This window comes from Caballeronia ptereochthonis, assembly GCF_001545075.1.
Taxonomy (GTDB): Bacteria; Pseudomonadota; Gammaproteobacteria; order Burkholderiales; family Burkholderiaceae; genus Caballeronia; species Caballeronia ptereochthonis.
This window is the reverse complement of the sequence record NZ_FCOB02000010.1, coordinates 1-25,284: the sequence shown is the minus strand read 5'-3', so window position 1 is coordinate 25,284 and position 25,284 is coordinate 1. Positions and strand designations below refer to the sequence as shown.

The following is a 25,284-nucleotide window of genomic DNA, read 5'->3' as shown; positions in this document are numbered from 1 at the left end:
CAACCCTGAGTAAAACTGCGTTTCGATGGGCTCCAACGACTGCTGGTCAGATATCGCTCGGTCAACTGGTTAAAGTAGCTGTACCACAAATACTCAATCGACATCGAATCATAGGTTAAAGTATAATCCAACGTAAGGGCTTTGAGGGTAGGGTGTGCCCTGACTATCGATTGTGCGGAGCCCGGATTCTGCGCCGGTTGGCCATACATAAAGGAATGTCGAAATGTCCAAGTCGAATCTCAGCGCTGATGAAACAGCTTTGGATTGCATGGCCCCTGAGAACGGATCCTCCACGCTGTCCCCTGAAATATTTGATGACCGTGGCCGAACCGTTCCATGGATGACCAGAACAATGCGGCGGCTCTATGATGCAGAGGGTCAGAAAATCCTCGATAGGGAGAACCTTGCCATTTCGTACTGGTATTACCTCCGCGTGCTGGCCGAGCGTGGCATGCTGAATCAGCTCGAATTAAGCAAGCGAGTGGGAATTGCCTCGACGACCGCGGTGCCGGCGCTCGACAACCTGGAAAAACGTGGGCTCGTGCAACGGATTCGGGATCCCAAGGACCGAAGAAAGTACTACGTCACGCTCAAGGACGAGGGTAGGCGCCTCGTCGACGGCATGTTGCCGCAACTCGTAGACATGATGTCGGCGTCGCTCGACGGGATTTCGGACCGGGACATGCAGGTGTTCTGGAGAGTGGCACATCAGATTGAAAAGAATCTGATCCGGATGTCCAAGGACGATACGACTTTGGACTGACTATCCGGAGCGAATCGTTGCGTCTGCCAAGTTCATCGTCGCCTCGTAACGAGGGGAGGCGGCTTGAGCGCCAACTCAAATTTCGATATTGCCTAGGGGATTCCCTAGCGCTCTTGACGCAGGTTGTTCTCAGCTGCATCATTCGATGTAAATCGATCTATTTCCTGGTCATCGAAAGCACGAAGCACTTTGCGATGATGGGCGAGACGATCGAGTCGCGGGCACACCAATTGCCCACTGAATTTTCTGCCGACGTCGACCAGGTGAAGTGTATGGCGATGCAGGCGTGTTTTAGAGCGAAGGAGGTGGATAGATGAGTGGCAATCCGCATGACGCAGCGCCCCCGCCGGTTCAACTCTGGAGCCGTGATGGATTTCAAGGGGCGCTGTCAGTTGTCACCCGGCCGACGTATGCGCCTGAATATCTTTCCGTGCAGGGGCCGCACGCACCGCGGCGAGCCGTCCTTGATCGCTTGACGCCGGATGATCAGGACGACCCGGAGGCGCTTCCGACCACCGTGGCGAGCTCCAGACTGGGCGTCAAACTGCATGCGTCTGGACGGCGCAAGCCCATGCCATACGTGGTGCGCAACGTTGAAGCGGACGAAATTCATTTTGTTCAGTCCGGCACGGTCAGATTTGAAACCGAGGTGGGATGTCTTATTGCGACCGAAGGTGACTTCGTCTGCATTCCCCGTTCCGTCGCGTACCGATATGCACCGACGGGCAATGCCATGCGAAGCGTCATCGTCGAGAGTCCCTCGGCGCTGAAGCTCGCACCTCCCGCGCCAAGCGGGTTGCTCAATGTTGCGCGGGACCTGAAGTTTGCCGATATCGACCCCGCCATGCCGGCTGGCGGCCCGACGCGGCTGGTGCTGAAAACCCTCGACCCCGAGAACACGGTCTTCATGTTGCCGCATGATCCGCTTGCGCTTGGTGTGCGCTTGTCGGAGTCCGTGCCCGTATGGAAGCTGAACTTGGACAATATCCAGCTTCACGCCTACTTGCCGGAGGGCGGTCCGCCCAGCCAGTTTCTGTCATCGAGCACGGGTGACCTGCTGATGTTCAATCTCAGCGCGCGTCCCGGAGGGCGGCCACCCGTGCACATCAACGCGGATTTCGACGAGGTGATCTGCTATGTGCGAGGACCCGGCGCCTGGGGCGGTTGCACGGAACCAGGCACGTTGACCTGTGTGCCAAAGGGCGTTATCCACCACGGGCCGTCGGAGGACGTCCCTGAGGGCTACCAGGCGTGGTTGCTGGAAACGCGTGCGACTTTGCGCTGGACACCGCAGGCCCTTGCCGCTTCGGAGTTGATGGAGACAGGCCAATACAGGCCGCACTCGAGTTTGTCGAAATAACCGGCGTCGTATTCGCCGCTATCTCACCCTTTCCGGGCCGCATCGAGCGGCTCGGATGATGCGCTGCCGCCAATGCGTTGGCCGTGATGCGTGTCAGCGGGCGCGCCGGGGCGGATCAAGTTCCGCGCGACATTCGCTTCGGTCACTACCTGCGGCAAGGCGGCGGCCGAACGCAAACCAAACGACTCAATGGTTCGAGGTCGCAATGAAAAATCGTTTCCGAGTGGGTATCGTCGGAGTGAGCACGGAGCGTGGTTGGGGCACGACAGCTCATATTCCCGCGTTGCGCGCGCTATCCGATGTATTCGAAACCGCTGGTGTGGCGAACACGAGTCTTGCGAGCGCAAAGGCGGCCGCTGCTGCTTTTGGTATTCCGCGTGCGTTCGAGAGCGTGGCGGAGCTAGTGGCCTCTCAGGATATCGACGTCGTGGCCGTAACGGTCAAGGTCCCTCACCATCGCGAAGTTGTCGCAGCGGCGTTGAAGGCGGGCAAGCATGTCTACTGTGAATGGCCGCTCGGAACCGGACTTGCGGAAGCGACCGAGCTTGCAGAACTCGCCAGGCGCGGCAAAGTACGAGCAGTGGTGGGCACACAGGCCACCGCGTCACCTGAGGTTGAAATGGTACGCAAGATCGTGGCTGACGGGTATGTGGGCGACGTCCTGTCATCGACCTATCTCGGCAGCGGTCCTACCTGGGGCGATGAAGTCACACGCGGCGACTCCTATGTTATGGATTCGCGCAACAGCGCAACCATGCTGGCGATCATTGGTGGGCATGCAATTGCCGCCGTGCAAAGTGTGCTCGGCCCGATGGGCGAGGTACATGGCGTGCTGTCGCAGCGCCGCAAAAACGTGCGCATTGTCGAGACCGGGAACACGATTCCGATGCAGACGCACGATCATGTGATGGTCAATGCCGTTTTGAAATCGGGAGCGCCGTTGTCGGTGGAAATTCGCGGTGGCTTGCCGCGTGGCATCCGGCTGTTATGGGAGATCAACGGCACGCTTGGCGATATACGCGTTACCGCGACGAATGACGAGGTTCCCGTCATCAATATCACGCCGTTGCGCGTGGAGGCTGGCCGGAACGGAGACCAGGGCTATCGCGACATTGAGATCGAAAAATCGCACGACCTTGAATTCGTTGCTTCGCGAAATGTGGCAGCCATCTATCGGCAAATGGCCGAGGATCTGGCTCGGGGGACCAGCATCGCACCTGATTTCGATGACGCTGTGGCCCTTCATCGAGTGATTGATGCCATTGAGAAATCCGACCAGACCGGCAAGCGGGTGCGAATCGACTAACGGCATCCAGAATGTAGATTGTGCTTGCCTTAAAGACGATGCCGGCTGGTTGAGCGGAATCCAATTCACTGTTGCCCAGCACCGTGTTCATCAACCACCGCGCTCTGCTCGGCATAACGTCACGTCATGCCGCCGTGCGCTTCGACGGAATGAGCGCGGCGCGGATTTCGCCAGTGCATTCTGTCGACGTCGGCCCCGTGTCCCTATACTGTCGCCTCGGCAGCCAACCTCAAGTCACCGGTCCTGTCACCGGGCTATTTGCAAGGTAGTCCGGATGCCACCCCCAGCTCACCTGGCGTGGGGCGTATAGGGATCAGCCTCGTTATGAATCTCATCCCATGGTCGCTTACGTCGATGAAGTAGATGTGGCGCGGTCGTCTATGCGTGGCGCAATTGGCTGCGCCATAGAAACCCGCAGTCGCGGCAGGTTTGAGACGAAACCCGAGTGATCCCCGACATTCGTGACGCGGCTAGGGAGATTCCCGAGGGTCATTGACTTTGTTCAATTTCAAACACATCATTCTATATAAATCTATCGTACTTGGAACGATTGCGATCGAAAGGATATGAGTCGGTCGCCCTGAGGTGTTCCGGCCTCATATCCAGCAATTCAGTGCTCGTTTGTACGATATAGAAATTCGTATTACTAACAAAAGATTTGAAGCCGCCAAGACAATCTATCAGGCGCAATGCTTTGAGAGCTGACTGGTGAGTTGCAGTTGATTCGTGCTTGTTCTATGGCGCGAGTAGAGGACAGCCTGTCCGGTCTCCTTGCTGGTAGGTGCTCGAGCGGGGACATGAACGACATGATTCAGCAGCCGGGTCTTGGGCTATGCCCGCGAGCCAGACTGCGAACCATATTCCTTTTGTTTATTTTCGAGTTATCGCCATGAATGACCAGAAAACGCTGTTGCAGGTCGATGGTGTCACCAAGATGTTCCCCGGAGTCCGGGCGCTCGACAACGTCACGTTCTCGGTGGTCGAGGGCGAGGTACACGGTCTGGTTGGCGAGAACGGGGCGGGAAAGTCCACGCTGATGGCCGTCGCGTCCGGCGCTCTTGTTCCGGAAATGGGGCGTGTTTTGATCGACGGCAGAGAGACGCGAGGTGACACGGAGGAGGCACGCCGGTTGGGGCTGGCTATCGTACGGCAGGAGCCGGCACTTATGCCCGATCTGACCGTAGCGGAAAACCTCTATCTCGGCGTGCCTGCAGAGCAGCGTCCGTCCTTGATGGAGGTCGCGCAGTGGGCGCGAGGTCTTCTGAATCAATGGAGCGACGATGTTGCGATCGATGCGAACGAGCGCGTGGTGAGTCTGGGCCCCGAGCAGCGGTTCATCGTCGAAATCGTCAAAGCGCTTGCTGCAAAGCCCAAGGTTCTGGTCCTTGACGAACCCACAGAACATTTGCTGGCGGAAGACGTCGACCGTTTGTTTGAGCGCATTCGTAAGATAACGAATTCGGGTTGTTCGGTCGTCTACATCTCCCACAGGATTCGAGAGGTACAGAGAATTGCGCATCGTCTGACCGTTCTTCGCGACGGCCAGGGCCAGGGTACCTACGAAGCCGCGGGCCTCAGCGAACAGGAAATTGTCGAATTGATCGTGGGTGGTGCGCTTGATCGCGACTTCCCGGCCAAGGGTGACAACGGCGGCGCAAACATCATTCTTGACGTGACCAAGTTGCGTAGCGCCGGCTTTACCGACATATCGCTTCGGGTGAGAAAAGGCGAGATGGTCGGCCTCGCGGGCATCGACGGCAACGGCCAAAGAGAGTTCCTGCGTGCCCTCGCGGGGCTGACGCGAAGCCGCGGTAGCGTAACGGTCGTCGGCGTTCCCGCCAAACTTCACAACTCCCAGGCTGCCGCCGGTTCGGGCATACGTTATCTGCCGGGCGACCGTCATCGCGAGGGGATCTTTGGAGACTTGTCGGTTCGAGAGAACTTTTCGATTCGAAGTCTCCCCTTCGATTCGGTCAAGGGGTGGGTGAGCCAGCGCAGCGAAGCCAGGCGTGGCAGGGATGCCGTTACACGATTCGCAGTCAAGACGCCGTCGATCGACACGCCTATTCGTACCTTGTCTGGCGGTAACCAGCAGAAGCTGGTGCTCGCGAGTGTGCTCGCCAGTCATCCCAAGGTGCTATTGGTCGACGAGCCGACACAGGGCGTCGACATTGGTGCGCGGATGGAAATCTATAAAGTGCTTCGCGAGGCAGCAGCGGCAGGCACCGCCGTCATTGTCGTTTCGTCGGATGCGCATGAGGTGGCGGGATTGTGCGACCGCGTACTCATCTTCTCGCGCGGCCATGTCGTCAAGGAATTGGATGGAAACGCCGTCAGTGAGAACAACATCACCTCCGCCGTGCTGACTTCAACTACCGAGCGGGAAAAGGGCGCTTCCGGTACCTCCGGACTCTGGAAGTGGGCCGCAGGGGATTGGGCGCCGCTCGTGATGCTTGCGATTGCAGTCTGTGCGCTCGGGCTGTATGCGTCGCACGTCAATCCGGCCTACCTTTCTGCGCGGAACCTTGGGGGCATGCTGGCGCTCGTGGCGACTCTGGCCATCGTCGCGTACGGGCAGCAGATACTAATGCTAGTCGGAGGAATTGATCTGTCGGTCGGGCCGCTCATGGGGCTGATCGTCGTTATTCAGTCGTTCTTCCTTAACGACGGCGCTTCGCTGGGTCATCAGCTTTCAGGGTGGGTGATCGTATTGCTCGTCGCCCTCGCCGTCGGGCTGGTGAACTGGATGCTGGTGGGTCCGTTCCGGTTGCATCCGATGGTGGCGACGCTCGCGACGTACATGGCGCTTCAAGCGGTGTCACTGCTCCTGCGCCCGATTCCGGGCGGCTTGATTGCGGACCCCATCGTGGAATCGATCGGGGCCCAGATCGGCGGCGTACCCGTCGTCGCGATCGTGTCGCTCGTGGCTGGCGTTGTGCTCGAAATAGCGCTGTTCAAGTCTAGGTTCGGTCTCACGCTGCGTGGCGTGGGCTCCCGCGTGGAAGCGGCGCGTATGTCGGGCGCGCGACCCCAACTGACGTCGCTCGCCGCCTATATGGGATGTTCGTTCCTGGCGGGCGTCGCTGCCGTGCCCATGATGGCGCAAGTCGGATCCGGCGACCCCAATGCCGGCATCAACTACACGCTCGGAAGCGTCGCAGCGGTGGTGATCGGCGGTGCGAGCCTATTCGGCGGACGCGGTTCCTTCGTCGGTTCACTTCTTGGTGCGCTCCTCATCATTCAGGTAAACGTCGTCACGTCCTTCCTCGATATCGGGGATTCGTGGCAGTCGTACCTCCTCGGCGGGATGATCCTCACATCAGTCGCGCTCTATTCCAAGAGCAGGGAAATGGCGGTGGCGAAATGAGAAATTCAATGCACAACCAGGCGGAAGTTATGTCGGAATTCCTTGAGCCCTCGAAGTCGGAAACAAAATCAAAACCCGCGCGGCCGCCAGCGTTCGACGAATTCTCGTGGATTTGGGTCGGGCTGATCCTGCTCTTCGCGTGCAGCTCCATCCTTGCTCCGGGCACGATGACGCAGGGCTCGATTCTTGCCATGCTTCCGTTCGCCGGAATTCTTGCGATTGTCTCGACGGGGCAAACGCTGGTCATTCAGCAGCGCGGGCTCGACATGTCCGCAATCGGCACTGTTTCGCTCGCGGGCATTGTCATGGCGAAAACAGGATTCGCGTTCGATTCCATCGTGCTCGCCGTCATTCTTACTGTCTGCGTCGGCGGGTTTATCGGAATCGTAAACGGTGCGCTGGTTTCGAGGGTCGCGATTACGCCATTAGTAGCGACGCTTGCCGTCAACGCGCTGCTGATCGGCTGCGCACGCTCGTTGACCGGCACGGTTCCGATTAACGTTCCGACCGTCATGCAGACCATTTCGCATGCTCAGTTCTTTGGACTGCCTGCCAACGTCTGGTTTGCCCTCGTGTTCGTGACGGTCGCATGGATCATTACACGCAAGACCACGGTAGGACGCAGGTTCGTTGCGGTGGGGGTGAACCAGCGCGCCGCCGAAGCCGCAGGCGTCAATGTTTTGAAGTACAGGATTGGAGCGTACGTCGCCTCTGCCGTTTGCTTTTCCGCGGCGGGCATGCTGCTCGCCGGATTCATCGGCAGCGCATCGCAGACTTCGGGTAACGACTATCTGCTGCCTGCGATCGCGGCGGTGGTGGTCGGAGGTACGCCGTTCACGGGCGGCAGAGGGAGCGTCGTCGCGAGCGCCGCGGCTGCGTTATTCATGGCTCAACTTGGTCAGCTCGTGCTGGCGCTCGGGGCCGGCCCCGCTGTTCAGCTCCTCGTCCAGGCATGCGCCATTCTGCTGGCCACGACGGTACGCTACTTTCCGGGATTCCTGCGCACACTTCGAAGGTCCAGGAAGGGGTAGTTTTGTGCCCGCTCGAAGGTTCGTTGAGCGTTGGGCGAGCCGGCATATAGAAATGCGCGTCAACGATGCACCTGCTGCATCCAGAAATAATCTGTTATTCGGACTGAATCTTCGTTAGCAGTGCAATGATTTGCTTTGTTTGCCTCCGACTTACGTCGGAGGCGGATCCAGGCGATTGAGCGGCCATACAGATCTTTCTGTGCGAATCAGTGGGAAGACCACGAAGTTCGTCCGGTGCGGCCCCGAGAGAAGCCTCCGCGTTAGTCATGGAGATCTTATTTCGTTGAGGATTGGAAATGAAGAGAATAGCAATAACCGCCGCTTTGGCGGCGGTCGGGATCTGCAACGCAAATGCACAGAGTTCTGTGACCTTGTACGGGCGCGTTGCCGCGGGCCTTGATTTCGTCACCAACGTTGCGACGCCAGACGGCCAATCGAAGAATAACTACAGGTTCGGTAGCAATCAATATGGATATAGCTGGTTCGGACTGAAAGGCGATGAAGACCTTGGAGGAGGCTTTCACGCGGTCTTCAAACTCGAAAGCCTCTTCACTTCAGGCACAGGTCAGATCCCGCCCGACACGATCTTCACCCGAGACGCCTACGTCGGGTTGTCTCACGACCAATACGGAAGCATCTGGTTCGGGCGGGCCATGAGTCTCACGGACGAAACCGGCTGGTACATTGACCCACTTGGCGAACAGGTGGGAACAGGGATTGCAAACTTTGCTTACGGGCGAGCGTGGGGTCCGCGATCGAATGTTATCACTTACAACTCGCCCACTTGGGCTGGCTTCTCTTTCCGGGTGCAGGACGGTTTCGGTAACGAAGCGGGAAATTTTCGTGGAGGGCGGCAATTCAGTGTAAGTGCACAATACACGTCGGCGGCTTTCGCGGCTTACGGCGTGTATGAAGAACTTCGCGACGCCAATGGCAAGTTTTCTGGTCTTTATACCGCGTCGCGTGAATATATGGCAGGCGCCACATACACGCTGGGTCCGGTGAAATTCTACGCCGGCTACCAGCAACTCGTCTCGTCAGGCAAGGACACCGTGGCCGATACCTTCAATCCATTCGCGGCGACGCGCAGTCAGCAGGAGTGGATCGGTGCGTTTTATCAGGCGACTCCCGCTCTTGCGCTGCAGGCCGGTTGGTATCACGGAAATGTCAACCATGGCGGTGGCACGGGCAACCTTGCGGCGCTTGGTACAACTTATTATCTGTCGAAGCGAACGTTTCTGTATATGACGGTCGGCGCCATGTTCAACGGAAAATCTTCGGCGTTCCCGGTCGAGACGGCCGATTCACAGCCGCTTCCTGGACACAATCAACAAGGTGGCTACTTTGGGATCATGCACTTCTTCTGAGCGAAATTGTTGACGGTTTCTCGCGATCGAAGATCGATCGATGCTCCGTTCGCGAGATCACGATCCCGAACGTCGCCATGGTCTGTCACATGCCGGCGTCTCCGGTCAATCAACCGACACAGGTGCCGTTTCAATAACCACTATGCGACTGCAGTCTCTCAGTGAGGAACGTGCGGATGGCATCGAGAGCCTGTGTAGAAGCCTTCAACGTTCCGACGCTGCCAAGGAATCCGTGTGCCATGCCCAACCAGACGTGCACCCGCGCATGAAGAGCGGATCGGCTTCCGCACGAGATAGCATGCCAGCACATCATCCGGCGCAGCGGAAAACGGATGTTCGGGCGCCAACCGATAGTCTGGGACGAAGGCCTTTACTCCGCTCCTCGCGGCAATTTGGGCGACAAGGTGACGGAATGCAAAGGCAGATCCAAAATTGAACCAACCGCGGTGCAGATGCAGTATCGCTTCGTCAGGTGGGCAATTTTCAGGGTTGACCCAGAGCCCTGGAATGCCTCCAACCGAGCCGGATTCAAACGTCACGCCGTTGTAGGGCAAAACGCGTTCCATGATCGCATCGAACACACCTCGTCCCTCGACTCCCCACCGCATGCCTTTGCCGAAACGAGAGTTCGCATGCATCGATTCGTAAGCTTCCCGTCTTCGGGATCAAGAGGGCGGGCGGTTTCAAGCTGAAGTGGAACGCGGAGTCTAGTGTTTAGAACCGTGAGGCGGGCTCGCTGAGGCGAGCGTAGCGGCGAAGGCCTCGAATGGAGAATGGAACGCGTGAGTCGCACGAGGCCAGCTGTTCAGGCTGTCGGCGATGGCGTCGAGTTCGTCCTGACTGTAGACGGAAAGGTCGGTGCCTTTAGGCAAATATTGACGAAGCGATCCGTCGGTGTTTTCGCAGGTCCCGCGCTGCCAGGGGCTGCGTGGGTCGCAGAAGTAGACGCGCACGCCAGTGGCTGCAGTGAGTTCTTGATGCCGCGACATTTCTTTGCCCTGAAGCTGTCGGTACGAAGTTTGGTCGGGCATTGCGACACCTTATACGAGATAGGTGTTGCACTTCGCTTTTGAGGCCGCCAAGCAATAAAACGGTTGCACATGATGAAAGCAATAAAAAAAAGCCCGCACAGAGGCGGGCAGAGTCCATGCTCAGACGAGCATGGCGGAGACGACCTTTGGTCTGCGCGATCGGGTCAGAGGGACTAGACTTGCGAGCTTTGCGTTCGATGATCGATGGTCCTCGCGACATCATGCGACGCCGAAGAAATTTGCGGCCCAGCGATGTGCTTGATCAGCACGGCAATGCACGCCAGTGCTGCAGCGACCGCAACCGTGATGAACACTCCCGCGAAACTGAAATGGCGGCTGATGAGTTCGGCGACAAGCAACGAGCCTGCGATTCCGCCGAAGCGGCCGATGCCCAGCATGCAGGCAACGCCGGTGCCACGACCTTCGGTCGGGTAGAAGGCTGCCGCAAGTGCATTCATCGATACCTGTGCGGTATTCAGCAACACGCCTGCCAACAGTACGGCGGGGACCAGTAGCGCGAGGTTTCCGACTGTCTGTCCGATGTACAAGAGACTGATTGCCGCGAGCCCATAGCAGCCGGCGATCACGAGATTCGGATTGAACCGATCCATCAATGCGCCGCACACGACTGCGCCGACACCGCCCAGCGGGAAAAGCACCGATAATAACGTCGCGCTTGTCGCGCTCAGACCCGCATCGCGCAGCAGGATCGGCATCCAGTTGATTGCGGCGTAGCAGACCACGAGGCCCATGAAGGCAGCTGTCCAAAGCATCAGCGAACCGAGGACGTACAGTCGCGACATGACGAGGCTCAACCCTTTGAATCGGGTTGACGGTGCGCTCTCGGTCAGTGTGAACCTCTCTGCATGGGCCGCTCCGGAGCCGATTTGCGCGAGAACGGCACGGATGCGGGGAGCGGGTTTGCCGTTCGCGACCATGAACCGCACCGATTCCGGCATTGCAATCATCAGCAGCACGCCGTGAAGGATCGGAATAACCCCGCCCACTGCCAGGACGCTGCGCCAGCCTGCGTGGGGAATCAACCATGCTGCCAGCAGTCCACCCACGGCTGCGCCGAGCGGGAAGCCGCAGCACATCAAGCTAGTTATCGTGGAGCGACGTTGGGTCGGGCTGAAATCGTCCGCCATCGTGACCGCGTTAGCCATCGCGGCGCCGAGCCCGACGCCTGTGACGAACCGCAGCACCGTCAATTGACCCACACTCGTCGCGAAAGCGGATGCGAAGCACGTAAGGCCGAACAGGAGCACAGCCGCAACGATCGGCACGCGTCGTCCGATGCGGTCGGACATCGGGCCGGACAGAAGGGCACCGAACGCCAGCCCGAGCAGAGCGGCGCTCAGAACTGGCGCCAAGGCGGGCTTCGCGAGGTGCCACTCGCCGAGCAATGCCGGGGCGATGTAACCGATCGCTGCCGTATCGAAACCATCCAGAAGTACGATGACGAAGCACATCAGCAAGACGCGCTTCTGGAACTTGCCGAAGGGGTTCGCGTTGATGAACGTCTCGACGTCGACGATCGATTCAGCTTTCATGGATGTCTCCAGCGAAGCCCGGATCAGGCAAGTTTCACGTTTTGGTCGGCTGTCGAACCAATCTCGGGATTAACGTCCTCCTTTGAACGATCGCTCCTTGCGAGCGCCATCGCGGCAAGATAGCCGAACGTCAACGCCGGGCCGAGCGTGATGCCCGCGCCGATGTAATGTCCGCCTACCGGCGAGTTCATGTCGTTGCCGCAGGCGTACAGACCTTGAATCTGATGGCCGTCATCGTCGAGCACTTCCCCGTGAGATCCCGTCACGAGGCCGCGGCTCGTACCGAAGTCCCCCGGCATCAGCTTGACGGCATAAAAAGGGCCTTTCCCGATGGGGCCGAGACAAGGATTCGGCGCGTGCGTCGGATCGCCCTTGTACACGTTGTATGCGGACGATCCCTTGCCGAAGTCCTCGTCGATGCCGGTCTTCGAGAAGCGGTTGTTGCGCTCGACGCTTCGTTCCAGTCCTTTCGCATCGACGCCGATCTTGCCGGCCAGTTCAGCGAGCGTGCGACCGCGAAACAGGTAGCCTGACTTCTCATGGCGCCGCAAAGACAGACTGCCGGGCAGGATCATGCCGATCCCATACTTCTTCACTGTCGCGGCATCGGCCATCAGGTACGCGGGAATTGCGCCTGCCTCAAACATGCCGAGCGTGAACGAGTGATAGGAAGCGGCCTCGTTGGTGAAACGGTTGCCGTCCTTGCCGACAGCGATGAACCCAGGCTTGGGGCGATCGAGCATGAAGTGCCCCCACAACTGCATGTTGCCCGCCTTGTCCGGATAGAGGGACATCGGAACGTAGAAACTGGTGTCCCGAGCGTTATGGTCGAGTCGGCCGCCCACTGATTCACCCAGTCGAAGACCTTCGCCGATGTTGCTCGGAAGTCCCAGTCCGAGTTCCACCGTGGGTTGGCGAGAGTGCTCCCGGCGCATGGCCTGATTGCCCGGATAGCCGCCTGTCGCAATGACGACGCCACGCCGGGCGCGAACGCGGATTGTCCGGCCGTCCCGGGCGACCTCCGCGCCGATGACTTTGTCATCGTTCGTAATCAGGCTGGTCGCGGACGCCCGCAGCCATATGTCGATGTTGCGATCGAGCATCGTCTTGTACAGGCGACCCGCAAGTGCGTTTCCACCGACGAGCCGCGTGCCTCGATGATGGCTCATCCGGTCCACGGCATAACGCGAGAAGCGCTTCAATACGTGAATGAACGAACGCGCCGAGCGCGTAAAGGAAAGAAAGTGCAGAAGGTCGACGAGGTCGAGCATCATCCCGCCGAATGGTGCAAAGGCAGGGAGCGGGGCGCGCAGGTTATTGAAGTTCGGGCCCAGCTTTCGGGCATCGAATTCGATGGGGGCATGTGCGCGTCCAAACATGCCTCCCGCCAGTTCCGGGCTGTAGTCCGGGTACTCGACGGCTACGACTTCGAGTTCCGAGTTGCGCAGCATATAGTCGAGCGCGACACGGCCCTGTGAAATGTAGGCTTCCTGCAATGAGCGGTCGACTGTGTCTCCGATCGTCGCGGCAAAGTATTGCCTCGCCTTGTCGAACGAATCCTTGAAGCCGGCGGAGCGCATCGGCGTGCTGTCGACGAACCACATCATGCCCACCGACCATGCGGTGGTGCCGCCTACCTTATCCGTTTTCTCGAGGACGAGCGGCACGAGTCCTTCATTCTTCGACACGATAGCGGCCGTCATCCCGGCCGCACCCGTTCCCATGATGATGACGTCGACTTCGCGGTCCCAATCCTGTGTCGCAACCTTGTCCATGGCATTTGTCCTGTGTCAGCGCTTTTGCTCAGAGCTCGGTGAGTTGGCCCGATGCGAATTCGTCAAAAGCGGTGCGCTTGTCGATCGCGCAAAATAATCTATGTCAAATCATGTGATATAGGATGAATAGTGTCAAGTGATCTTCGCGAAAACCTGCGAAGACGAGTTGTGCTCGGCGTGTCGGTCATATGCCGCCTCAAGGTGCATGACTTGACGACGGATCATTCATCGAAAAGCAAGGACGGTGGGTCAGAAGGGGTCGTCCTCGAAGCTACATGCGGCGGATCACGGGGCGCGACCAACCAGGCTCTCTATTGTTGACTGTGAGGAAACGATTAGTTGGCGAAATTAGTAGTTACCCGAATCAAAATTACGATTTAGACTTCGGTTCACACGTGGCCGGATGGATTTCGTAGCGCCACTCACAACAATCGATTGAGGTAGATCCCGATGAAGTCGTTCGCAAGAATGTTTCTTTTGGCCGCCGTGGCTGCAGGACCTGCGGCGTCGTTCGCACAGCCCAGTGCTGATCAGCCGACGAGCCGCGCACAAGTGCGTGAGGAATTGGCGCAGCTTGAGAAAGCGGGCTATGACCCGCATGATTGGGTGCACTATCCTGAGAATATCCAGGCAGCGCAAGCGAGGGTGGCGACGCAAAATGCCACCGCGCAAGGCGCAGGTTCGGCGTTCGGCGGGGCGTCGGATGGAGCATCCCGGTCGGGTGCAGCGAATGGTTTTTGAATCGTGAGTTGACACGCGGCGCTTGATGTTCGTGAGGTGCGGCTGAGTCTTTCCTGCTGGCATCAGCAGAGAAGACTCAGCCGTTTCGTTTGCCCTTTCGGTGAATACCCGCAATCGCGCAAGAGAATATTTCTGCATTTGCCTTGACGGTGTCGATTCGATATCACATGATCGTATATCAGTCGAACCTAAAAGGGACGAATATATATCGTACGATACGAGGATAATATCGGCGATATTTTCGGTCGAGAGTCGACTTACGATCAACAACCGCACTTCTGAATGGTTCCGAGAAAGCAATGAAGAGGCGTTTCCGTGTGGGAATCGTCGGCCAGGTCGCCGGTCGAGGGGGCGCTACGGCTCACCTTGACGCACTGCGTGCTCTTGGTGACGACTTTGATATCGCCGGCGTGGCAAGCGCCGGGCCGGCAAGTGCGCAGAGGGCCGCCTCTGCCTTCGGGATTCCGCGGGCTTTCGACAGCGTTGCGGACCTCGTGGCGTCCGACGACATCGACGTCGTGATGTTTACGGAGCATGTGCCGCGTCATCGCGAGGTGGTCGGCGCGGCAATTGAAGCCGGGAAGGACATCTATTGCGAATGGCCGCTCGGAGCCGGGCTGACTGAGGCATCAGAGCTTACGCGGCTGGCAAATGAAACGGGGGTGCTCGCTGTGGTCGGAACGCGAGCGATCGTGTCACCCGAACTCGATTGTGTACGACGTCTGGTTGCAAACGGTTTTGTTGGAGACGTATTGTCGTCTACGTATCTCGTTGCCGGATTCGGATGGGGCGGTGAAGTCGTGCACACCGACGCCTATTCAATGGGTTTCAAAGAAGGTGCGACGCTGCTCTCCGTCATCGGTGGGCATGCCATCGCTGCGATACAACGAGTGCTCGATCCCATACAGGAAGTCGGCGGCACGTTGCCGCGAAGTCGAGGTACTGTAAGGGTCCGAAAGGCAGCGGAAACCATTCAGATGAGAGCGTCAGACCATGTAATGGTCAATGCAATTCTTGAATCCGGAGTCCCGTTGTCGCTGCAATTGCGCGGCGGATTTGAGCACAAAGCTCGCTTGCTATGGGAGATCAATGGAACAAAGGGAGACTTGCGTATCACCGCGGAAGTTGACGAGATACGCGTTACCAACAGTTTCCCGGTGCGCGTCGAGTTGGGCCGCAAAGGGCTGAATGGCCACCGTGAAATCGAGGTGCCGCGAACGCATGGTTTCGGCGTCGATGAGGCTATCACAGCCGGAAATATAGCGAGTATCTACAGGTTGATGGCAAACGACCTGCGCAACGGCACCCACACGGCGCCCGACTTCGACGACGCACTTGTACTTCATATGACAATCGATGCAATCGAGCAGTCGGCCAGGACTGGACGACGGGTACGAGTCGCTTAGTGAGCACGGGCCTCGAGTTCCGTCCGACAGTGCGAAGACAAGCGCAGCATCCGGGGTGATTCCCCTGGACGGTGGTCAAGGAAGCCAACCTCGGCATCGCCGCACCGAAATCGATGCCGAGCCGGTATGGCGGTGCCACACCGGCCGGAAGACCAAAGGTGTCCGCGCCCGACACAATCATCTGCTGCGCGCCCACAATCAGCACGGGCTTGCGGCGCCCAATCCGCTCAGACAGGCAGCCTACACTGGACCGCCGATCAGCCAGCCGAGCGGAATCATGCTGGAGCGATAGACGGCCTCCCGTAGCTGACGGGAGGTGCAGCAGCGCGGGCCCATCGCTAGCTAATTACCCTGATTAACTTGAAAATTCTATGCTGTAGCATATCATTCGATTACGCATGATGCGTAGTCGTATATTAAACATCAACGATGAAATCAAGCGGTACGGGCGGATCGAGGGCTCGGAACGACGGACGAATGTTTTACGAGCGCCGGACCAACTTGACGTCGGGTTACAGCCGGGCGTCGGGCACAACGCAGGCTTCGGGTCTGAAGCTGAAGGAGCGAGAAATGAGCGACAACATAGTCTCTTTACGGAGCCTGGTCGACAAATGGATGACCCCGACGTCGGCCTCGTCGATCCGCTTCAACCGGTGCATTTACTCGACGCTCAGGCACACGCGTTGTGTGCGCGCGGAGTCTCTCGGCGCGTCAGGTCGACTCGCGATCTTTTTTTTTCGGCACGACGACGGTTCCTGGCGTGTCTTTCCGCCTCCTTCGAAGCGGCCGATGATGCGACCCGACCTGGAGGCCAACTGACAAAGGCCTGCACACTCGTCAGCGTTAAAGGGAAAGAAAATGGACATCGAAAAGATCGCGCGCGATTCGGGCCTGCTAGTCCTTGATGGGCGGAAGTGCCCGAACGCGCAGTGCACCTTGTGCGCGTGCAGCGTAGCGAACATGCGTCGATGCGGGCGGCGATCGAATCGATTGCGCCAATGATCGGCTGCGCGCCGCAGACGCTACACGAGTGGATCAAACGAGAGCGGAGTGACCAGGGCGAGCGTGATGGCATGACCACTGACGAGCGCGAATGCCTCAAGGCCCTGGAGCGTGAGGGCAAGGAGTTGCGTCGTGTCAACGAGATTCTCTAGGTAGCGAGCGCGTTTTCGCCCAAGGTGGAGCTCGACCGCCGGTTCAAGTCCTGAGGGCCTTCATCGCGAAGTATCGCGACACCTTCGGGAGGCCAACATTCAGGTCTATGGCGTGCCGAAGGTCTGGAAGCAACTGACGTTAAACGCAAACGGCCTCAATGTCGGCTAAGGCACGAATCGTGCGGCTAGCCACCAGTCAAGGTTCTTGGGCGCAAGTTTTTCGTTGCAGCACCGGCGCTACAACACGAACATATCAACAGCCAACGCCGGTCATTCTATAATTTGACATAAATAGTATTATCAACATATTTCATTGTAGCGGCTAAGTTGTAATGTCCGCTTTTAGCCAAGTTCAAATGCCCGCTTCGCGTTCATCGTAAGCTTGCCAGCCCGCTGGAGGTCCAGCTTCAGGAGCTTCGATGGCAGACGCAAGAGAACGGATAACAATGACGACGGGCGAACTGGACCGATTCAAGGTCATTCAGGACGTCGCAGACGGTCGGCTGAAACCTTGGCGTGCGGCCGAACGGCTGGCGCTCACGACGGCGGGTCAAGGCCAGCAACAACCGGCTGGATGCAACGACGGCCAATCGCGCACTGGCGATTATTCGCGAGCGCTACGCTGATTTTGGCCCGACGCTGGCTGCCGAGAAGCTGCGGAATGCCACGGCATCCGGCTGGCGAAGGAAACCGTGCGCCATCTGATGATCGACGCGAGTTTGTGGGTTCCGCGCCGGCTGCGTCCGCCCAAGGTCTATCAGCCGCGCGCGCCGTTCGTGTCTGGGCGAGTTGATCCAGATCGACGGCTGCGAGCATCGCTGGTTCGAGGCGCGCGCGCCGCAATGCACGCTGCTGGTGTACGTGGACGACGCCACCAGCCAGTTGATGACGCTGCACTTCACGGCGACCGAATCGACCTTCAGCTATTTCGAAGCCACGCGTGCTTGCATCGAGCGCTACGGCAAGCCCGGCGCGTTCTACAGCGACAAGGCCACGGTGTTTCGCAACGCGACTGCGGGCAAGACGGGCCATAGCACCACGCAATTTGGCCGCGCGATGTTTGAGTTGAACATCGATACGTTTTATCTTTGACTTCCTCGGCCTGGCCGAGAACGCCCATGAGTGCGACATTGAGCGCGCGCTCACCCAGCACATCACCAGCTTCCTGCTCGAACTGGGCACCGGCTTCGCGTTCGTGGGGCGCCAGTACCGGCTGGAGGTAAGCGGCGACGAGTTTTTTGTCGATCTGCTTTTCTACCATCTCAAGCTGCGTTGCTATGTCGTCGTCGAATTGAAAACGACGCCGTTCAAGCCCGAAATATGCGGGCCAACTGAACTTCTATCTGTCCGCGATCGACGCGCAGGTCAAGGCGTGCCAGGACCAGCCGACCATTGGTCCGCTGCTGTGCAAGGAAAAGAACCGACTCGTTGCGGAATATGCGCTGCGCGGCGTGGCCAGCCCGATGGGCGTCGCCGAATATCAGCTTTTGCGCCATGTGCCTGAATCGCTGGAAAGCGCCTTGAGGGTCTTCAGACGCGGTGTGACGTCCACACCGAGGTTTTCGGGCTTGACCGTCTCCAGGGGCTTCTTCTTCGCCTTCGTGATGTTCGGGAGCGTGACATAGCGCGGCTCGTTCAGGCGCAGGTCCGTCGTGACCACGGCGGGCAGCTTCAGCGACAGCGTTTCCGCACCGCCGTCGACTTCACGCTCCACCGTGGCCTTGCCGTCGGCGATCGCGATCTTCGCAGCGAACGTCGCTTGCGGCAGGTTCGCCAGCGCGTCTCGCAACGTCACTGCTTCTGGCGTGAGTAGCGATCTGCTGGTCGCAGCGGGCGAGCCGGAGGTTCAGCGCGGCCAGTTGCTCACGCACCTCCAGCAGCATGGCGCGCACAGGGTCAGGCAGCCTGATGTCTTCGATCAGTTGGGGCAAGGCGCTGAGAAGCCGGTCCGCAGAACGCGCGATCACCACACCGAATTCAGCCAGCAGACCTATCTTCGCTACCTCGCTTCGCGGGACGTCGATTGGGTCGTCGGTGCCAATGCGGATGATGGTGTTCGCGACAGTGCGGCGTCGCACCGAGCGCCTTGAGCTGCATCATCAGCGCCCCGGCCTGCGCCTCAAGGACAGGCGGCGGTTCACCGCCAGGAGCACGTTGATTCGCGCACGCCAGTAATCCTTCTAATGACGCCAAAACCGACGAAATTTGCGCGCAGCCGAAGGGCCATGACCTATGCTGAAGCAACGCGTCTCGATAGCAGCGAGGCGTGCGTCAAGAACCTCGGCAGTACATGCACAGCGGAGGACTACATGGGAGCGCCTAAAGAAATCGTCCAGCGGGCGTACGAGGCCTTCGGACGCGGCGATGTGCCGGCGATTCTCGACTTGGTTGGCGACGAAGTCGACTGGGAGTTCGTCGCCTCTGCCGGACTGCCCTATGCAGGACGGCGCACGACGCGAGACGAGGTCGCCGCGTTCTTTGCCGATATTCCCCGAGCCGACCAGATACACGAGTTCGAGCCGCGCGAGTTTATCGAGGCAGGTGATCATGTGACGGTTCTGGGCTGGGAGAAGTCGACGGCGCTCGATACGGGAAAGACCTTCGAGAGCGAGTGGGTGCACGTCTTCACGGTCCAAGGCGGCAAGATCACCCGGTGGCGTGGCTTCTTCAACACAGCGGCGCGCTACGGCAAGTAGCGCCGCCAACACGGCTCGTCGCTGCTTCCTTCCGGGTGCCGAGTACGTCTATCGGCACCGTTTTCATCGCTTGAATATCCCAGTCGTTAGGAAGCACCGCCGGCACACATAGAGCAGCCGAATCTTCAGTCGAGAAGCGATTCGGCATCGACGTATTGATATCCTAGATCGCGTGCGACCGCTTTATAAGTGACATTTCCATCGCAAACGTTCAGCCCCCGGCGAAGATGCACGTCTTCCTTCATCGCGCGCTTCCAGCCCTTGTCCGCCAATACGATTGCAAGACCGATCGTTGCGTTGTTCAACGCGAACGTCGACGTGCGCGCCACGCCTCCCGGCATATTCGCAACGCAATAGTGCACGACACCATCGACAAGGAAGACCGGGTCGGCATGCGTGGTCGGATGGGACGTCTCGAAGCAGCCACCCTGATCGATCGCTACATCGACCATCACCGCTCCCTTGCGCATGCTGGCGACCTGCTGCCGGGTGACGAGCTTGGGTGCAGACGCTCCCGGTATCAGCACGCCCCCGATTACCACATCGGCATCGAGCACGGCATCCTCGATGCTCTGCGCGTCGGAGAACGCGGTCGTGATCCGGTTGCCGAAAACCAGGTCGAGCTGGCGGAGGCGATCGACGTTCTTGTCCAGCACGGTGACGCGCGCGCCGAGTCCAACCGCCATCTGCAACGCATTGCTGCCGACCACGCCCGCGCCGATCACGGCGACATGCCCCGGCGTCACGCCGGGCACGCCCCCGAGCAACACGCCGCGCCCGCCCTGGGCGATCTCGAGAAAGTGCGCGCCGGCCTGCACCGCCATGCGTCCGGCGACCTCGCTCATTGGCGCCAGCAGCGGCAGTCCACCGCCCGGTCCGGTGATCGTCTCGTAAGCGATACAGACCGCGCCAGACTCCACGAGCGCCTTCGTCTGGGCCGGGTCGGGTGCGAGATGCAGATACGCATACAGGATCTGTCCGGGCTGCAGCATCTGGCATTCGGCGGCCTGTGGCTCCTTGACCTTCACGATCATGTCGGCACGGGCGAAAACCTCGACCGCCTCCGTCACGATCTCCGCACCCGCCAACCGGTACTCTTCGTCCGACAGACCGATGGCGTCACCCGCCTCCGACTGCACCACGACATGATGTCCACGAGCGGTGAGTTCTCGCACGCCGGCCGGCGTGAGACCCACGCGGTACTCGTGGTTCTTCACTTCCTTGGGTACACCGATACGCATGGCAGTCTCCTGTGAGCGCTCATTCCCTCTTCAGCAACGGCTTTCTTCTTACTTGAAACTATGTCACCGACAGACGCGAGGTCGTCTCTTTACCACGTGTCGCGCGGGTGCATTTTCCATCTTATCTGGGCTGGGAATGCTTCGTGCGAATGCTTGACTGATACGCCAACAAGTTTCCCCATGCCCTCTCCTCACGACAAGCCGGCATCGGACAGCGACATGCGAGCAAGCGCGCGCCCCGCGCATTCATGGGCGACGAACGTCGGCCCGGGGCTCGTAACGATCGCGTCGGACAACGATCCCAGCGGCATCACCACATATACGCTCGCGGGCGCGTGGTACGGCTTCGACCAGCTATGGGTTTGCGTGCTGTCGTATCCGTCGACCGTCGCATTGCAACTCATCGCGGCGCGCGTCGCGGCTATCACGGGACGCGGCCTGACTGCGAACATGCGCAAGCACGACTGGCCGCTCTTCTTCTACTTTGCCGTCGCGCGCTTTCTGATCGCCAATACGTTCAACATTGCCGTCGATGTGCTCGCCATGGGCATCGCACTGCGGGCACTGAGCGGCGGGTCGTTCGTATGGCTCACGCTCTTGTCGGGATGTGCGTCGCTCGGTCTGCAATGGAGCATCGCTTATGCACGCTACGCGAAGTTCCTCAAATGGCTGACCCTCGCGATGTTCGCATATGCCGGCGTCCTCGTGCTGGTCGACGTGCCCTGGCATACGGTCGCGAGCCGTCTGCTCATTCCGCGTGTCGTCTGGTCAGAAGACTATATGACCATGTTGATCGCCGTGCTTGGCACGACCGTCAGTCCTTATCTGCTGTTCGCACAAGCCGAGCAGGAAGTGCGGGCCGTCGAAGAAAACGAGGCGTCGCGCCGGCAGGCATTGGATCGGAAAATGGGCGGGATGCGCGGCGAAGTGCTGCTGCGAACGCTGCTGTCCAATGCAGTTGCGGTCTGCGTGATGATCGCGGCGGCGGCGACGCTGCATCTCATGCAGTCGACGCCTGCCGGCGACACCGTGCAACTGGACCGCGTACTGGAGCCGCTCGCGCATGGCTATGCGGGCCACGTTCTCGCCGTCGCCCTGCTCGGCTCAGCCCTCCTGACGCTTCCGCCGCTGGCGGGCTCGGCTGCCCAGGCGGTGGCAAGCTCGTTCCGCTGGGAGAGCGGCGAACGGCGCGATACGCGGATCGCGTGGGTGCTCGTCGCGATCATGGTGCTCGGCATGGCGGTCGCCGTCGGGCTGATTACCTTTCATGTCGAACCCGTGCGAGCGCTCTATTGGAGCGCGGTGCTCAACGGCATGACCGTCACGCCCGTGCTCGTTCTCCTCGTCTTGCTCAGTTCGAGCCATGAAGCCGTGGGCGATCTCGCTGCGCACTGGGCTTTACGCGCGCTGAGCTGGCTCGCGACGATTGCGACCGCGGCCGCGCTGATCGCGCATTCCGTGTTGGAGTTTCTTTGAGGATAATGCGAAACCATCAGACACGTGAGTTCGTCGACGCCGAAACCGGATTGATCATGCCGACAGTCTGTGAGCGGCTGATCGACCCTGGACCGCCCATCCCCGTCGGTACATTCACTTGATTCGCGCAGGAGCCAACGGCATCACACTACGTGCTGGACCGATGCCCGTGGGCCGCCAGGAGCCGGCAGCAAAAAAAGCGGCGCCTGCCACGTTAGCGTATAGCTGATGAAGTCGACTTGCCATGAGACCGGGGCTCGATTCACATTGCAGACGTCCGCTTAGCGCGGTCTTGTTATGCTCTTTGCGAGCATTGCGACCGCGAATGGGATGAGGGCTGAGCTCGCGCGAAGATGCGAATATGACGCAAGGCGCGACCCGGCTGGCGTACTCTGCCTGGGCTGTTCAGCGTCTCATCGTGGGCCGTACCCAGCATCTTTATTGAGAAGTCGTTGCCGAAGTTCGCTTGCAGAATTCACGCCGAGCTGACAATAGATGTTCCTCACACAGTCCGCGACGGTACTGTCCTTTACACCAAGCAAACTGGCGATTCAGTGGTAGCTTAGGCCGCACGCCAGGCGAGCCGCGACAATCTGCTTACGGTCGTTCAGCCCCGCCGTGCGCGCCGCTCGTAGGGCCTGCAGGAGAACCGGTTCTTGGTGTTGGCAATGAAGGACGCAGCCAGAATCGCCCAAAGGGTAAGCGGTCCACTTGAAGCGGCAGAAGCCACTCTGATGTTGGACGCGGCCGTCCCAACTCGGAACCAGAATGCCGGATCTAGCTCCGTCCGCAAATAGTCCGTCACCGGCTCCGCCATGGCGCAAAGTACAGCCGAGATGCCTGCTTAAAGCATCGATAACCCCATATTCGATCGCTGAAAACGGGCGCCGAGATTTCTCACGAACCAGAATCAAAGATCCCCAATCGCGTGCGCCGTATCGCGCAACGATATTGATGAAATGACGGCCTCCCGTTGGCGCTAGCACTTCCCCATAAAAAGCAGTTCGCGGCAGGAACAGCGTCATGCCGCGGCCCGCTTCAACGGTCACGTGCTCAATCCGCAGTCGGCTGACTTCGTCGGAACGAAAGCTGCGTCAGAAGCCCAGTAACACCAGCGCCCGGTTCCGGACGTACCCGAGGCGGCTGCGCTCGTATCGCAGGTCAGTAATGCCCACATCAGGCGCCCTTGACCGCGTGCAGTGATACGTAGATACATCCACCGGTACCTGAAGGAACTGAGGAAGATGAGGGTGCGTCACTCACACGTGCCGGGCCGCTCTCGGACGCGATCCAGGATCTGGTGGCCCGGCTCGCGGCCCGCCTGCAACGAAGAAACACAAGCCCTCGTCGACCAGCAGGCCGCCGCTGCGGCTGTGCAGCGCCAGCAGGCGCAGTCCGAAATCGCAAGGCTCGGCGCCGATCTGGCCACGGTGCGGGAGCAACTCTCTGGCGCGACCGCCGCCCTTTCCGCGGAGCAGGAAGCGCACGCCGGGACTCGCGTGGCGCTGCATCAGCGCGACCTGGACGTCGAGCGGCTCACCCAGCAGGTACGCGACCAGACCGAGCGCCTTGCCGAGCAGGAAAGCTTCCAGTCATGGATCGACGATCGTCCTCGCTGCAAGGTTGCGGGCGTCCCTGACACGATCGGATTTGCAACCAAGCCGCAGCTCGCGCGCCAGATGCTTGAACGGGCGCTCGATGCGGGAGTACCTGCGGCGGGGTCACCGGCGATGGGGTGTATCGCGGTGACCGTCCTTTGCGGCTGTGGCTCGAGTCGCGCGCGCAGCCATTCGTGCTGGCGGTGAAGAAGAACGAACCACTATGGTGGCAAGGCCCGACCACTATGCGCGCCGACGAGATTGCACAAGCCTTGCCACCGCAGGCTTGGCGCCGCCTCTCGGCCGGAATCGGCGCAAAAGGCGCGCGTCTGTATGACTGGGCACTTACGCCGTTGTGGCGCCTGCAGTTGAGCGCCGAGGAGCGTCGCTTTGGTCACTATCTGCTGGTGCGCCGCAGTCTTGACGAGAATCGCGAGCATGCGTATTTCGTCGTCTACGCGGCCCGCAAAGGTCACCCGTCGGACTTTGGTCAACGTCGCTGGCAGGCGATGGGAGATCGAAGTCGGCTTTGAGGCCGCCAAGGGTGAATGCGGCCTCGACCAATATGAGGTGCGTCGCTGGCACGGCTGGTCCCGCCACGTCACTCTGGCGTTGTTGGCCCACGCGGTACTTGCTGGCCTGAGAGCGCAGGCCAAAAAAAACGGCTGAAGGTGCATTGCCATTCAGCATCCAGGAGATCCGCCGATTATTGTGTCGCCTGATATGGCGAACGCTGCACTCCGTCGAGCATGTAATGTCGTGGTCAATATGGCGGCGCCGACATCAGTACCGAGCCCGGCAGTGTCATTATCGACGACGCGGCGGTGTGCTCCCGGCGCATCTACGGCTGTAGTAATAAGGGCGACCGACGCCAGACGGCATTATGATCGAGGCGCATACATCTTCATCGGTTTTCCGCACTCGGCTCATCACGCAAATACTGGCGGCCATCCGCCGCTGAGGGCAGTCATTGCTCGGTCCCGGCGCGCCACACGTGGCGGCGCCGAGCAAACTATCTGGCCAATCGAGTCAGCCATGCTGCAGTGCTTCAAATCGGTCGCGCGATGGGACCACGCCGAAGATCCTGCTGTACTCCCCGCTTAACCAAGACGGGCTCTCGCGGCCGACGCTGTAGCCTGCACTATCGACGTCGAGGCGATCGACCCACATCAGCCAGGGGTCTCCCGCCGCCGTAAGGGCTTCTGATATTCAGAGGCTTCATTGCAGTGACCGCTGACATGGTCATGAAAGGGGACAGCTCCCCTCTTTCACGCGGACGCGCCTTTAACGCGATGCGCTCTGCAATCGGCTGGATGGTACCGGCTGAGGGCATGAAGCAGGATGGACCGGCCAGCCTTTCGTAGACATCTTCGAGCCATAATTTATGGCAACCGAGGAGGTCGATATGAGCGGCAAGCG

At 59.7% G+C, this 25,284-nt stretch carries 17 protein-coding genes and 6 pseudogenes; 15 read left to right on the top strand and 8 right to left on the bottom strand.

Annotated elements, in window-relative coordinates:
* Nucleotides 1-268: 268 nt before the first annotated feature.
* From AWB83_RS12320 to AWB83_RS12290, 6 genes are all read left to right on the top strand, one after another.
* The gene (locus AWB83_RS12320) at nt 269-763 is read left to right on the top strand and encodes a MarR family winged helix-turn-helix transcriptional regulator (protein WP_374729107.1); all 495 of its coding nucleotides are present in this window, start codon (nt 269-271) and stop codon (nt 761-763) included.
* Between the two features lie 313 nt (nt 764-1,076).
* Nucleotides 1,077-2,123: a homogentisate 1,2-dioxygenase gene (locus AWB83_RS12310; RefSeq protein ID WP_087045623.1), complete on the top strand. Its 1,047-nt coding sequence runs from the start codon at nt 1,077-1,079 to the stop codon at nt 2,121-2,123.
* Between the two features lie 205 nt (nt 2,124-2,328).
* Nucleotides 2,329-3,429: a Gfo/Idh/MocA family protein gene (locus tag AWB83_RS12305; RefSeq protein WP_087045621.1), complete on the top strand. Its 1,101-nt coding sequence runs from the start codon at nt 2,329-2,331 to the stop codon at nt 3,427-3,429.
* An 889-nt stretch (nt 3,430-4,318) separates the two neighbouring features.
* Entirely contained in the window at nt 4,319-6,796 is a 2,478-nt protein-coding gene (locus tag AWB83_RS12300; RefSeq protein ID WP_087045619.1) for an ATP-binding cassette domain-containing protein, read from the top strand.
* Between the two features lie 8 nt (nt 6,797-6,804).
* Nucleotides 6,805-7,827: an ABC transporter permease gene (locus AWB83_RS12295; RefSeq protein WP_244197693.1), complete on the top strand. Its 1,023-nt coding sequence runs from the start codon at nt 6,805-6,807 to the stop codon at nt 7,825-7,827.
* 296 nt (nt 7,828-8,123) lie between these two features.
* A complete protein-coding gene (locus AWB83_RS12290; RefSeq protein WP_087045614.1) occupies nt 8,124-9,194 on the top strand; it encodes a porin in 1,071 nt (356 codons plus the stop codon).
* A gap of 158 nt (nt 9,195-9,352) precedes the next feature.
* Here AWB83_RS12290 and AWB83_RS12285 read toward each other — a convergent pair whose 3' ends face one another.
* The 4 genes and pseudogenes from AWB83_RS12285 to AWB83_RS12270 form a co-directional block, all read right to left on the bottom strand.
* The gene (locus tag AWB83_RS12285; RefSeq protein ID WP_244197692.1) at nt 9,353-9,775 is read right to left on the bottom strand and encodes an alpha/beta hydrolase; all 423 of its coding nucleotides are present in this window, start codon (nt 9,773-9,775) and stop codon (nt 9,353-9,355) included.
* A 126-nt stretch (nt 9,776-9,901) separates the two neighbouring features.
* A pseudogene (locus tag AWB83_RS12280) lies at nt 9,902-10,195 on the bottom strand (IS30 family transposase); the annotation flags it as partial.
* Between the two features lie 203 nt (nt 10,196-10,398).
* A complete protein-coding gene (locus tag AWB83_RS12275; protein ID WP_087045610.1) occupies nt 10,399-11,778 on the bottom strand; it encodes an MFS transporter in 1,380 nt (459 codons plus the stop codon).
* A 23-nt stretch (nt 11,779-11,801) separates the two neighbouring features.
* On the bottom strand, nt 11,802-13,553 hold the full coding sequence (locus AWB83_RS12270) for an FAD-binding protein (RefSeq protein WP_087045608.1): 1,752 nt from the start codon (nt 13,551-13,553) through the stop codon (nt 11,802-11,804).
* Nucleotides 13,554-14,003: 450 nt separating this feature from the next.
* On the opposite strand from AWB83_RS12270, the gene AWB83_RS12265 reads away from it, so the two are divergent.
* From AWB83_RS12265 to AWB83_RS37705, 5 genes and pseudogenes are all read left to right on the top strand, one after another.
* Nucleotides 14,004-14,294: a DUF4148 domain-containing protein gene (locus tag AWB83_RS12265; RefSeq protein WP_087045605.1), complete on the top strand. Its 291-nt coding sequence runs from the start codon at nt 14,004-14,006 to the stop codon at nt 14,292-14,294.
* A gap of 299 nt (nt 14,295-14,593) precedes the next feature.
* Entirely contained in the window at nt 14,594-15,700 is a 1,107-nt protein-coding gene (locus AWB83_RS12260) for a Gfo/Idh/MocA family protein (protein ID WP_087045603.1), read from the top strand.
* Nucleotides 15,701-16,614: 914 nt separating this feature from the next.
* A pseudogene (locus AWB83_RS36070) lies at nt 16,615-16,943 on the top strand (IS3 family transposase); the annotation flags it as partial.
* 357 nt (nt 16,944-17,300) lie between these two features.
* Nucleotides 17,301-17,934 (top strand): annotated as a pseudogene (locus AWB83_RS12250) (ISNCY family transposase); the annotation flags it as partial.
* 1 nt (nt 17,935) lies between these two features.
* Nucleotides 17,936-18,479, top strand: a pseudogene (locus AWB83_RS37705) (PDDEXK nuclease domain-containing protein); the annotation flags it as partial.
* Here AWB83_RS37705 and AWB83_RS12235 read toward each other — a convergent pair.
* Nucleotides 18,368-18,634 (bottom strand): annotated as a pseudogene (locus AWB83_RS12235) (electron transfer flavoprotein subunit beta/FixA family protein); the annotation flags it as partial. The pseudogenes AWB83_RS37705 and AWB83_RS12235 overlap by 112 nt on opposite strands.
* 25 nt (nt 18,635-18,659) lie before the next feature.
* On the opposite strand from AWB83_RS12235, the gene AWB83_RS36465 reads away from it, so the two are divergent.
* Both AWB83_RS36465 and AWB83_RS12225 read left to right on the top strand, forming a co-directional pair.
* Nucleotides 18,660-18,944: a hypothetical protein gene (locus AWB83_RS36465; protein ID WP_159463039.1), complete on the top strand. Its 285-nt coding sequence runs from the start codon at nt 18,660-18,662 to the stop codon at nt 18,942-18,944.
* A gap of 135 nt (nt 18,945-19,079) precedes the next feature.
* Nucleotides 19,080-19,550, top strand: coding sequence for a nuclear transport factor 2 family protein (locus tag AWB83_RS12225; RefSeq protein WP_244197691.1), 471 nt, complete (start codon nt 19,080-19,082; stop codon nt 19,548-19,550).
* A gap of 125 nt (nt 19,551-19,675) precedes the next feature.
* Here the strand turns inward: AWB83_RS12225 and ald are convergent, their stop codons facing one another.
* Nucleotides 19,676-20,791 (bottom strand): alanine dehydrogenase, encoded by a 1,116-nt coding sequence (gene ald / locus AWB83_RS12220; RefSeq protein WP_087045601.1) that lies wholly within the window; start codon nt 20,789-20,791, stop codon nt 19,676-19,678.
* A 180-nt stretch (nt 20,792-20,971) separates the two neighbouring features.
* Between ald and AWB83_RS12215 the strand changes: the two genes are divergently transcribed.
* Nucleotides 20,972-22,267 carry an NRAMP family divalent metal transporter gene (locus AWB83_RS12215; RefSeq protein WP_087045599.1) on the top strand — a complete coding sequence of 432 codons (1,296 nt, stop codon included), beginning with the start codon at nt 20,972-20,974 and terminating at the stop codon, nt 22,265-22,267.
* Between the two features lie 551 nt (nt 22,268-22,818).
* Here the strand turns inward: AWB83_RS12215 and AWB83_RS37200 are convergent.
* Nucleotides 22,819-23,316: a hypothetical protein gene (locus tag AWB83_RS37200; RefSeq protein WP_244197690.1), complete on the bottom strand. Its 498-nt coding sequence runs from the start codon at nt 23,314-23,316 to the stop codon at nt 22,819-22,821.
* Nucleotides 23,317-23,856: 540 nt separating this feature from the next.
* Here AWB83_RS37200 and AWB83_RS37835 point away from each other — a divergent pair.
* A pseudogene (locus AWB83_RS37835) lies at nt 23,857-24,534 on the top strand (IS701 family transposase); the annotation flags it as partial.
* 472 nt (nt 24,535-25,006) lie between these two features.
* Here the strand turns inward: AWB83_RS37835 and AWB83_RS36955 are convergent.
* A partial coding sequence (locus tag AWB83_RS36955; protein ID WP_208636746.1) for a hypothetical protein occupies nt 25,007-25,284 on the bottom strand: 278 nt, incomplete at its 5' end.